General features: G+C 38.4%; 1 protein-coding gene. It reads right to left on the bottom strand.

Translation table 11 applies throughout. The annotated features are described in order from the left end of the window. Positions 1–18: 18 nt before the first annotated feature. On the bottom strand, positions 19–13,821 hold the full coding sequence (locus ICJ84_RS06265) for a T9SS type B sorting domain-containing protein (protein ID WP_188215525.1): 13,803 nt from the start codon (positions 13,819–13,821) through the stop codon (positions 19–21). Positions 13,822–13,876: the final 55 nt, after the last annotated feature.

A 13,876-nucleotide genomic window follows, 5' to 3' on the forward strand; every position in this document is an offset into this window, starting at 1 on the left:
ACAGTCATTAGCCACTAATTATCTGTAAAGCGTAAAGTGTCCAACAAAATCCCTATCGTCTTTCGGATCGTTTAGTTTCACAACAAACCAGTAATCACCAGTTGGTAATTCTTCGCCGTTGTACTTACCATCCCATTTTTGTCCGGCTTTTAATTTCGCTACAACTCTTCCGTAACGGTCATAGATATCGAAGGTCAGATCTTTATATTGCTCTGTACAACCAGGACCCCATTCATCTAAAGTACCGTCACCATTTGGTGTAAAGTAATTAGGGATACACACATCGATATATTCAAAATATCCCGAAGCCTCTAAGGTACATCCGTTACTATCTACAACAGTTACTGTATAGTTACCAGTTTCATAATAAATAAAGGTGCTTTCACTTCCGTACGATTCACCGTTTAAGAAGAACTCATACTCACCAGTTCCTCCGGTAGCCATCGCTTCGATTGTGTTGATGGTTTCTCCTTCCTGAATAGCTAACTGTAATGGTTCGTAAGCTTCAACATCAAATAACTCGGTTTGTTTCGTACATCCATTAGTGTGTCTCACATCAATATAATGCCCAATACCTGCCGGAACATTTATAAATATGTTACTTGCCTGATAAGGTCCGCCATCTAATGAATATTCTAACTGTGTCGGGTCTGTCATGGTTTCATCAACATAAACGGTAACCATATTAGTTGAAATGTTGTTTTCACAACCATATTCTAATACCGCTACCGGATCAATTTTCACTGGATCAGGGAATTCGATATTCCATTCAGACTGACAACCTTCACTGTCGGTCACGTAAACCACATGATCTTCTCCATTTAAATTAGAGAATGTAAATTGGGTTTGTCCGTCAGCTCCTTGAACATAGTCGCCATTAATATCATCAAGAGCCACGCTGTAAGGTTGTGTACCTCCTGTAATTTCAATGCTGAACTCTCCGTTCATATCACCATCACATAACACCGGGATTAACGAATTAGGCACAATAGTTACAAACTGCGGATCTGGTTGCGCAATAGTAAAATCGAATAACACATAACAACCTAGCTGATCCTGAACTAATCCTTGGTAATCACCTGGCGCTAGGTTATCAAAGATAGGCTCATCAAAGAACTGATTCATTTGTGGAGAAATGGCGTACTTGATGATACCACTTCCGCCAGTTGCGGTGATTTCTAAAATACCATCGTTGCTTCCGTTACAAGTAACATCGGTAACATCAAACTGAACTTCTAACGGTAAATTAGGTTCAGTAATGGTTACTGGAGCCGATGTAGCTAAACAATCGCCACTCTCAACATGTATTTGATAGGTTCCAATTGGTAATTCAGTAAATACACCTGGACTATTTTGAACAGCCGTTGGCATATCGTTACCTGCTGCGTCTTGTAGTGTGTACACATAATTACCTAAACCACCTGCCGCTTCTGCTACAATGACTCCTGTAGAATCACCAGCACAGTTAATTGTTGCATTAGTTGTATCTAATTCCACTGTCAACTCTGGAAGTTCTTCAACTACAATATCATTTGATACCACAGCCGTACAGCCATTGGCATCTCTTACGTAATATCTGTACGTTCCCGGCGCTACGGAGAATGTGATTTCATCCGGGAATGAACCAAGTATTGTTGCAAATGAAGCATCCGCACTATACTCATAAGTTCCAGTTCCTCCTGTTGCGCTTAAAGTTAATGTTGCATCAACCGTACAAGTTTGCGTAGACGCTTTCACTAAACTCGCTACCATTTGTTCTGGTTCTGTAATTACGATTTCTGCAAAAGTTGTTTCACAAGTAAAGCCGTCTGAAACCGTTACGGTATATGTTCCTGCTCCTAATCCTGTAAATACATTAGAAGTTTGTGGTCCGGAAGAACTTACTACCGGTGATAAGGTATTTAAAGTATACGTGTAATTTCCGCCTTGACCTCCTAATACATTCGTTACCGTGATACTTGCGGTTCTATCACCAAAACATGATAGTAAAGTAGTACTTGGAGTAACCGTTGCATCAATTGGCAGCGGATCGATTAATTCTACAGTTTCTACAGCAATACAGCCTTGGCTATCTCTTACGCTTACCGTATAAATACCCGCAGATAAACCTTCGAAATAATAAGTACTGCTGAACGCTGAAATCACACTTCCACCTAGTTCTAACTGATACTCATAACCTCCTGGCCATCCACCTGAACCACTCGCTGAAATTGTTCCGTCAGCTCCAATACAAGTAATATCGGTGTGAGATGTTTGAATTTCTAATGGTGCTGTTGGTGCTGTAATGGTTACATTCGTTGTAACAGTACAGAACGGTGCATTCGTTAAGATTACATTAATGGTATAGGTTCCTGATACTAATCCGCTAATGGTTACCGGACCTGCATTTGCTGAAGCTCCTGTTTGTACGGAAGCTCCTGAAGCATCTAACACGTCGTAAGTAAACGGACCAGCTTCATCGGTTGGTGTTGGTACACGATCTACTAAAGTAAATGTTACACTTCCATCGTTATCACTAAAACAGGTCACATCGGAAATGCTTTCAACATCTAATTCAAAGGTATTCGGATCGATTACGTAGTGTACCGTTTGTAAACTACATCCTGTATCAAGGTTTTCAACTGTAATAATATAGTTACCAACTGTTAAGCCAGTAAAAATCCCAGTGGCATTTGTCTGGTTGTAAGACACGTTAACACCTTCAACTGTATATTGAAGATTTACAGCACCACTCGCTGTAGCTGAAACCTGAATATCTTCATCATTAATACAAGTTATAGGATTATTAACTGTGATATTAATTTCCTCCAATTCCACGTAAGGCGCAATCACTGCTGTTGCTGTTCCTGAACATCCGTTTTCGTCGTATACATTGATGGTATAATTTCCTCCTTGGAAATCTGCTTCATTATATACATTATTAGAACCTGATTGAACTAGAGCACCATCTCTATAAAATTCATAAATCACGTAGTTATTAGAACCTCCTGTAACCCCTGAAACTGTAATTGTAGCAAAGTTTGCTGCATTGGTATCCGGTGCACATACATACTCTACAACTGTTGGCGTTGGCACAACAATAGCATCTGGCTCACCAACTGTTTCCTGTTGTGTTAATGTACAGTTTCTTCCTGAAGTTACTGTGATATCATAAACGCCTGGGGCCAATCCTGTAAATATGTTTGATGTTTGGGTGGTTACACCTCCATCTAAACTATAAGTATAAATAGGATTATCGTTTGTATCCGGTAAGTTCACTGTAATAGTTCCATCAGAACTTCCATTACACGTTACATCAGTAGGAGTTGTCGTAAACGTAACCGGTGTTGGTGCATCTAAAGTAATAGGTGCTGTATTCGTACAATTAGTATCTAAATCTGTAATTGTAACCGTGTATGTTCCTGAAGAAATTCCTGAAATTACATTTCCTGAAATAGTAGCTCCTATATAATTGATAGCATAGCCATAATTACCTGAACCTCCAGTTCCATTTAATGTAATCACACCGTCATCATCTGTACAACTTGGTAAGGTAGTTACTGACACATTTAAATCTAATGTTGGATAGATTTCAATTGGTGTAGGCATTGTTGTTGTACATCCATTTCCATCTTTAACCGTTACTTGATAAGTACCAGGTGTAGACACCGTAAACGTTGGACTAGTTTGGAATCCAGCGCCAATAGAATAACTAAACGGTGCTATTCCTATTGGATCAGTCACTGTAAAAGTAAACGGGTCTCCATTTAAATTACATTGGTTATCTGAAATAGTAGGTACAGTCACTGTTGGTAGTGGGTCGGTTGTAATGGTCACATCAATCATATCTGTACACCCATTCGCATCTCTTACCCAAACATCCCAATCTGTACTTGTGGTTGGATCTAATACTGCTGCAGCACTATTAGTATAATCTGCATCAACCGGAACTGAACCATTAATAACAAAGGCATACTGGTAAGGTAATGTTCCTCCTGTTGCTTCAACGGTTACTTGCGCACCAAAATTACAATTTGCATTGATATTATCAATTTCAGATAATGTTACTGGTGTTGGATCATTAACGATAACAGTAGCTTCGTCTGTACATCCAGTTGCTGTATCGGTAACTTCAAGAGTATACGTACCTGTAGCAAGATTGGTTAATGTCACTGTATCTCCAGCCTGATTAATTGTTCCTGTTTCAGATAACAAGGCTACTGTATAAGCTGCAGAATAATTAGCTACTGTAAATTCTACGGTTCCATTAGCATCTCCAGAACATAAAGCATCATTTATTAATTGACCTGAAACTGTAATATTAGTCACTGGCTCTATCGTATAAGCCTCTGTGTAAGAACATCCATTTGCGTCGGTAACTGTAAATACATAAGTTCTTGGCAACAATCCTGAAAACACACCAGAATCTTCTCCTGTTATATTTGTAGATGCTGAAGCAGGCGAAACAATTGTATACTTCAATGGTGCAACACCATCTGTTGCTGTTAATGTTACCTCACTTGTTGTCGCTAAACACGTTACAGGAGTAGAAACAAAATCTAAATCCGTAGGAACGCTTAATGGTTCAATATCAACAGTTGCCGGACTCGCAACAATACAGCCGTTAGTATCTTTTACCCATGCAGTAACAGTACCCGGATTATACGTTCTATAAGTATTTGTTGTTGTATAATTAACTCCATCAAAGCTATATAAATAAGAACCTGTACCACCTGTAGCTGTTACAGTAACTTCAGCTGGAGACGTTGCGTTTCCTACCCCACAGCTTAATGTTGTTGTTACTTGTGCAGTTGCTTCAACCAACACCGGTTCATTAACTTGTATTGGTTTAACTACAGATAAACAATTTTTATTATCTCTAACAACAATATCGTAGGTTCCTTGTGCTAATCCTGCGAATACATTTGAAGATTGCCAGGTAGAACCTCCATCTCTACTATATTGATAAGGCGCAATACCATCAAAAGCCGTAACAATAATACTTCCATCTGCACCACCATTACAAGTCACATCAAATACCTGAGTCGAGAATGTTGGTGTCGTGTTTGGTGTTACCTCAACTGGATTAGATGCTGGAGATTCACAAATCTGATCATCTGAAACTTTAAATACATACGTACCTGCAGTAGTTGCCATAAATACATTGCTTGCCATTGGGAAATAGGTAATACCCCCATCTGAACTATACTGATAGGTATAGTTTCCTGTACCACCTGAAGCTGTTAATGTAATTTGAGCATCGTTAGTTAAACAGGTTAAATCGTAATCTAAATTTGCATCCAATAAAATTGGAGGATTAACTGTATATGTTGTAGAATCTATACATCCATTTGCATCTCTAATACTTACTGTATAGGTTCCTGGAGCACTTATGGTGAATGTATCACTTGTTTGATAAGCCCCTCCAATACTATAGGTTGCTGTTCCATCGAATGTAGTGCCTGATACCGTAATATTAAATGCCGTTCCATCGAAACATTCCAAAGAAACAGGATCTATAATTGGTTCAGCATCTAAAATAACAGGGACATCTGCATCTTTAATACACCCATAAGCGTCTTTTACGTAAACGGTATAATTACCAGCTGAAGCTGTAAATGTATTGTTACTAACCCAACCAGAATCTGTTGCTACTGGTGCCGAAGCTGTTGATAACAATAACATATATTCATATGGCGCAGTACCATTACTTGCTATAGCTGTAATTAATCCTAACTCATTACAGTTTTCATTTCTTATTGAAGAAGCTGTTAACTCTAATTCTATAGCCGACTCCGTAATATTAAATGATTCTGACACTATACTACATCCTTCATTATCTGCTCCTGCTAATTCTGTTATAACAATTACATACTTACCGAAATCAAGATTTCCAAAATCAGTTACTGTTAGAGCTCCGTTTGCTGGAACACTTCCTGATCCAGGAGTTCCAATAGGTTGCAATGTTAATGAATCATATATAACATAACTAACATTTGTATCTGAAGTGTAAGTACTATTAATATCAAAGCTTACACTTCCATCAGCACTACCGACACAAGTAATATTGTTAGGAATTAATGAACTAACTGTTAAAGTAGAGTTTGTAGGTATAGCTGTATCAGCTGTTTCATAATAATAACAACCCGTTGACTCATCATGTACGATAAACGTATATGTTGCGCCAGGAATTAAATTAGTAAATGTTGTTTTTTTACTGTTTACAGCGTCTTCATCCTGCCACGGTGCAGTAGTTGGCCCCGTATATGTCATTCCCGGCCCTGTATAAATAGCAAAGTGGAAAGGCCCTGTACTTGCCAAGCTTGTTCCTATAGAAACTTCAGCAGAACCACCCGTAGAGCAATCTGCTGGTGGAGAAGTTACTGTAATGTCTAAATCATCTGGTGGAGAAGCTACTAAAATGTTTTGCTCTAAATATGCACATCCATTAGCATCTGTAATCAACACTTCATATAAACCGAAATCAACAACCTCAAAATGTACCGTAGATCCATCTTGATTCGTCACCTCCTGATCATATCCATTAACACCTGTTACATGATAAGTGTAATTAGGAGTCCCTCCACTTACAGAGTTAATTATAATTTCACCTAAAGATGTTCCACTACTCGTATCACAAGTAATTGGAGTTACATCATAATCTAGTGCGATAACATCAGGCTCATCAATAGTAATTGTTTCCGTATCATTACACCCTCTTGAATCTATCACTGTAACTGTATAATTACCAGATGGTAAACCAGATGTCTGTGTACCATAATCTGTTCCCGTCGAATCATTATATACATTAATAACAAATGGAGGGAAACCATAATTCATATCAATATTTACATCTATAGATGCGGTGGCCTCACCATTACAAGAAATATCCTGTATTTGGTTTACGTTTAAAATCACTGGATTTACAGTATCTGTAACAGAAATAACTGCCGTTTGTTCTGTACACCCATTTGCATCCGTAATTTCAAACTGATAACTTCCAGCAGTAGATGTAGAGAATGTAAAGGTGTTTCCTGAAACTACCGGCGCTGTACCTGTTCCTTGAATTAAAACCACAGTATATGGAGCATTTCCACCGGAAATAGTTCCTTCAATTGTGGCTTCAGCTGGTGCCGAACAGGTTAAGTTTTTAGTTAATAAAGCATTTACTGTAATAGGTTCAAAAACATCTGTAGTTGTATCGGCTGTTGCAATACATCCATTAGCATCTCTAACCATAACCGTATAACTTCCAGCTGTATTTACAGTGAAAATTGGACTTGATTGGTATGATGCTCCTCCATTAATGCTATATGATAAAGGCGCTATTCCGGTCGCATTAACTTGAAAAGTAAATCCTGAACTTGCTGTACACTGATTATCTACCGTTGGCGCAGTAACAGTTGGTAATTCATCTTGAACAATTGTAACCTGTGTAGGTGTTGGCTCTGTACATCCGTTGGCATCTTTTACATAAACATCCCAAACTAAATCTAAACCATTATTAGTGTCTACTGTAATGACATTACTACTTACATAATCAAAATCTGTTGGAGCACTTGAACCTGCTATTACGGTCGCATATGCATAATTAGGTGTTCCTCCTGTAGCTGTAACTGTAATTTGAGATTCAAAATTATTACAGTGTACATTTGTCGCTGCAGCTGTTGCGCTAACAGCATCTGTAGGTTCATTTATAGTTACACTTTCTGTAGCCGTACAACCTGTGTCGGTATCTGTAACAGTAACGCTATAGGTTCCTGTAGTTAAGTCTGATAAATTAATTACAGCCCCTGTAACTGTAACTGTTCCACCTGTTACAGTGTAGGTGAAATTTGTCGCATTAAATACTTCAAATTGTGCCGCACCATCATTTCCTCCAAAACATAGCACATCACTTAATTTTAGTGCAGTCATGGCAATTGGCGTTACCGGATCGATAACAAACGATTCTGTATAATAACAACCATTTTCATCGGTTACTCTGAACACATAAGTGTCTGGTGCTAATCCTGAAAAAGTATTGGATGTTTGCGGAGCAACAACAACTGGTGAAATAATTTCATAAGTTAATGTCCCTGCACCATTAGTTGCTGTAACTGTAACTGTAGATGTGGTATTATCACAAGTCACTACTGTCGCATTAAAATCTAAATCAATTGGCGGGTTTAAAGCCGAAATGGTTAACGAACCATCGGCAGTACATCCATTGGCATCCTGAACAGAATACGCAATAGTTTGGTCTAAACCATTATCATTGACTTCTAAAATATTTGAAGCACTATATCCTGAACCGTTAAAACTGTAAGTATACGGTGCCGTTCCTGTTGTTGGAACAGCAACCGTTACGGTTGAAGATTGTGCTGTATTATCAGCAGCACAGCTGAAAGGCGTTGCCGAAGCTGTAACCTCTAACCTTGTCGGTTCAGTTATTGTTACGGTTCCATCAAAAGTACATTCGTTAGCATCCTGAACCTGATAGGTGTAAGTTCCAGCAACTAAACCAGTATATAATGAAGTTGCTGAGAAACCACTTCCGTTAAAACTAAATAAATATGGACCAACTCCTCCGGATGGTACAATTTGTACCGAACCATCATTACTTCCATTACATAAGGCATTAACAACGGTTATTGTTGCCGTTGGATTTTCTATCGGATTTACCGTAATTACATTTGATACGGCAGTACATCCGTTAGCATCGGTCACCTGGAATTGATAAGTTCCATCAACATCTGTGGTTAACGTAAAGGTATTTCCTGATAAGTTTACAGTACCAGAACCTTGAATTAAAGTTACATTGTAAGGCGCATAACCATCAGAAATAGTTCCTGAGATTACCGCGTCTGGTGATGCTGTACAATCTAATTCCTTTGTTAATGTTGCAGAAATATTAACCTGAGCAGCAATGGTTTCAGCATCTAAAGTAACTTCACAACCATAAGCATCTCTTACTGTAAATATATAATCTCCAGGAGTTAAATCGCTGAAAACAGGACTTGCCTGAAAAGCGCCTCCATTGACACTATATTCATAAGGTGTTTGACCTCCAGAAGCTGAAACTTCCAAGGTCGCTCCATTAGCAGCATCGTAACAATAATCAGCATTTACAATAGATGCAGTTGGTGCCGTTGGAGCTATTAAACTAATTGTTGTCGTTGCCGTACATCCGTTAGCATCTGTTGCTCTAATGGTATAATCGCCTGCAGCTACATTGGTTAAAATACCATTCGCCGGGAATGTATTTACAACTGTTAATGTAGCATCTAATAATTCGTACGTATACGCTGGAGTTCCTCCTGTTGCTGTCGCTGTTACTGTTGAACCATCTAAACAGGTTACCGGAGTGGTTGTTGCCGATACACTTAAAGGAGACGGAGCAGTGATCACAGCCTGTAATGTTGCATCGCAAAGTCCATCGGAAACTGCATCGTAACGCACTACAATATCGTAAGTACCTTCTACTAAACTTGAAATGGTAAAAGGCGACGTGGTTACTGTATTCCAAGTTGTTCCGCCGTCAATTGTATATTGGTATCCATTTGTTGCATCAAAATTTTGTGCTGCTATGGTAATACTTCCATCACCTGCACTTGAACAGGTTACATCGCTCGTCGAAACAATATCTGCAGAGAACGCTTGTCCTGATTCGATAATAAAAGGGAAATCCTCCTGAGTAATACAGGTTACAGGTAATTGATATACTTCAATATCATCGACAGCAAAATCAATACCGTTTACCTGAGCAATTTCTAATCGTAATACAAAGTCTAAAGACGTATTATTTCCAGGGTCGATAGTTTCATTGAACTCTACCCAACCGTTAGTTTTAGGTATACCTCCTATTGATTGCGACGATAATACCACACCATTACTATCCTGTAACTCCACCGTAAGTGATGCGTCTGGTTGTGTATTTCCAACTTTTAATAAGTTAGTTGCAAAGAAACGCACCTGTATTGGTTGATTCGGAATGATATCGGTAATTGGTTTTCTGTAAACTACCGCATTATCTGGAATTGCAAAACCAGCATCAACCGCCAGGAATCTTCCAGGAATGCTTCCAGTAGTATGGTCTCTGGGACTCCACCACCCACTATAAGGATTGTTACGTAATTCATTCGTAACAGTATATTCCCCGTTACCAAATAATCTATCACCGTTACATTTTGTTGCTTCAACCTGTCTTTCAAAACAAAAATTCGGGTTAATACCTGGTGAGGTTACATCTCCACCTGAACCAAAGCTTTCAAATAATAAGTTACTATATGTTGGTACGGTTTCTAATTTATAAGTCACACTGATGGTATGACTACCTTCTGAAACATTCAAAAACGTCTGAGGATCGGCTAAATTCGGATTTTCAACGCCATCAAGTAAATAACCATAAGAATACGAATCTGATCCTGTGTTATTAACTACAACCGTTGTGTTTCCTGTTCCATCACAATTATAATCCACATCGGAAATACTGATGGATGGTGGTACGGGTTCCGGATCGATAATAATACCCGGCATCGCATAAATACATCCATTTGCATCCCGCATATAAATGGTATAGGTTCCCGGAGCTACCCAAGCTTCATTATCTGAAGTCCAGTTTGCCTGGTTATCAAAACTATATTCATATGGAGGTGTTCCTCCTGTTGGATTTGTCACGCGTACACGTCCCTCTCCATTTGGTCCACAACCTGCTAATTGTGATACACCTGCCGAAGCACTTAACGGATAATCGGTTTCTGTAATTACAATATCTTCAGCAACACTAAAACATTCTTCACCATCTAAAGTATATTCAATAAGAGTTTGATAGGTTCCTGCTGCAAGGTTATAAAATTCTGGATTAGAAGTAAACGTTGTTCCATTGTCTATACTATAACTTATACTATATCCGTTAGCATTGGTAACACTAAAAGTTATACTTCCTGTGTTATCTCCGTTACATAAAATGTTAGTCTGTTCAACCGTAAATTCCGGAGGTAAAACACCTTCAATCGTTTGTGTGGTTGAAGCCGAACAGCCATTAAAATCTACAACAGTAATATCGTAAGTCCCTGGGGTTGGTACAGGAATTACAGGAGAATCCTGAGAAATGGTGTTTCCATTAATGTAATATTGATACGGTGGTACACCTCCTACCGGATATACTGTAATCTCTCCATCGGTACAGGTTAATGCCTTAGTGATAGCCGAAGTAACTGTTAATACCGGTGGATTGATTATTTCAATATCACCAGAAAAAACACATCCATCATCTGTTGTAACATTATAAGTATAAGTTCCCGGATTTAAATTATCAAACGTATAATCGCTCTCCATAATTGGTCCTACACTATTAATCACTGTACCATTTAAAGATAAGCTATAATAATATTGCGGCAGCGCGTCGTTAACCGCCAGTTTAATCGTTCCTTTATCACCATTACAGGTAGGTTGCGTTACAAACTCCGTAACATCCGCCTCTCTGGCACGTACATAAATACTTGGTGTTTGGAAGATACATGGATTCATATCCACTTCAACCTGACGGATATAAACCGTATAATAATCCGGCGTTGTAATTTCGAAAGCGTTAGACGATTGCCATGGCCCATTTGGATCTAAACTATACTCATACCCAGAAGGTACACCACCAACAGTAACCTCCCCAGGAGTAGTACAAATGATATCCTTAGCCGTTATAGTTGGGTCTAATAAATTCTGATACACATTAAAATAGAAAATACTAAAACATCCACCAGGATAATTAATCACCATTCTAAACTGACCAGCGTCATCGATAAGGAAATTCGGCCCTGAACCTACTTCATTCCATGTACAAGATTCATTTTCATTAGCACAATCATCAACAAGCATTTCATCACAACTGGTTTCATCTAATTTTTGCCAGCTTATAGAAACGGCATCACTAATTCCTGTTTGAATGTCACGTACATCGTTAGCCCCACACAAGAAAACATAAGGTAACACTTTACCATCGTTAGGACAAATTGGTAATAAATCGGCGTAAGGAATGATTGGGTTTGTTATGGTGTTTCCGTAAGGAATAACATTGATTTTTTCCTGAATAGAAATACAGGTAGAAGATGTTGTATTTTGTACATAATATGTCCCTGTTCCTGTAGCTGTATACGTTTGTCCTGTTCCTACTACAGGAGATCCTGTCGGACTTGTAGACCATGAATAACTATCATAACCATCGGCCGCTGTAAGTACAACCGTTGTACCACATAATATTTCTGTTTTTTCAAAATTACAATTTGAAATATCCACTAAAAAGTTGGTAGATCCCGGGACACCTAGACATTCTTCGGTAGCAAAACTACCTTCATCAACAACAACAGTACCACTTATGACACCGGTATAAGTACCAAAGGCCTGATTCTTAATTTCATTAGAACAAGCCTGACTTAAATCGTAACAATTAGGAACTATTCTTACTGGAATCCGTATCGTGAATTTGGGGTCGTTAACTTCCACTGATCCATCAGGTATAGCAAAAATAATAGTTCTCGTTACAGGATCATAAGACTGTATGGTAGCCCCCCCCGCGTTGGTTAAGTCAACATCTGCAGGATCAAAAACAATATTATCAGGAAGTACATCTTTTATTGTGAAATTAGTAACATTATCGTTACCAACGCTCTGATACGAAATTTCATAGAATAATTGCTGACCTAAATACACATCATCTCCATCAATATCATCTCCGCCAGTATCCACTACGGTTTTAATCAAGTCAATATCTGGTGAAAAAATATCTACAGCAAACGCACTAAAAAATGCATAAATAGGATCGGCCTGTCCATTGGCTACCTGTAATCTAAAATCGGCTGAAGTCACATTATTATTAATGTATTCAGGATTTGCATGCAATATTTCCAAGAATCCCGTATCGTAACCTAAAGTATTATTACCTGATGGATTTCTAGGATGAGATACACCATTCGTATTTTCTATTACGGAATTAAAGAAATTATTTGCAGGACCTCTTAACGGTGTAGTAACCTCTTTTCCATTAATTTCTAATTTATTCGCCTTTTGCGTTTTATCTCCATCTAAAGCCCCATAAGCAAATTGTAAATCTATAGCTCCCGAGGCAGGTGTTCTAAAACCACTAACAGGAATAGTTTCCTGATGTCCTTTATATAAATGACTAAATCCATCAAAAAGGGTGAATGATTTGGTATGTAAGGCAGGATCTTCGTAAATTACGATTAAAGACCATCCTGCACTTAAACCTGTTGAATTGTTTGTACCTTGACTAGATACGACGTTTGCTAATGTATATGTTCCTTCTACATCTCCTAAACTAGACATAATATCGGTTACATCGGCAAAACATGCATATGGGGTATTCGCAGGCTCATTATTAAATGCCGAGATAGGATTTACAATAGCATCGTATATAATTTCACCAGAAATATCTGTATATGTAGAGCTACTCGGAACCTTGAATTTTACGTTAGTAATATTAGATCTGTTTTCACCCTGTTTAAGCATCGCACTCCAATACAAACCCGCAAAAACTACTCTGTAACAATCTGTCGAGGTTCCATCTGGGTGGTCTGATAAAACAAGATCGGCACTACTGGAGCTAAAGGTTGAAGCATCGCCATCAATATCAATATATTGCATATTGAAATCCTGGTTATTTGCTCTATTATCGTTAAAATTCTGATTGCTTTGGCCTAAAATATTATTTCCTATAACAAGCATGCTACCTCTTACATCTACTTTTTCCCGAACGGAAAAAGTCTTATAGGTCTGTGCCATACTGCAGTAGGACAGCAGGAGGAATAAAACAACCAAAGCTGGTTTAATAAAAGTAGTTTTTTTCATGGCGGTTAGTTTTTTATCATTTATAATGCCTAATTGGGGCACAGCATTATAAATG

This window comes from Aestuariibaculum suncheonense, from assembly GCF_014596935.1.
Taxonomy (GTDB): domain Bacteria; phylum Bacteroidota; class Bacteroidia; order Flavobacteriales; family Flavobacteriaceae; genus Aestuariibaculum; species Aestuariibaculum suncheonense.

Excerpts from the sequence above, each read along its gene's own strand:
- ICJ84_RS06265 (WP_188215525.1), bottom strand. The coding sequence starts at position 13,821 with ATGAAAAAAACTACTTTTATTAAACCAGCTTTGGTTGTTTTATTCCTC.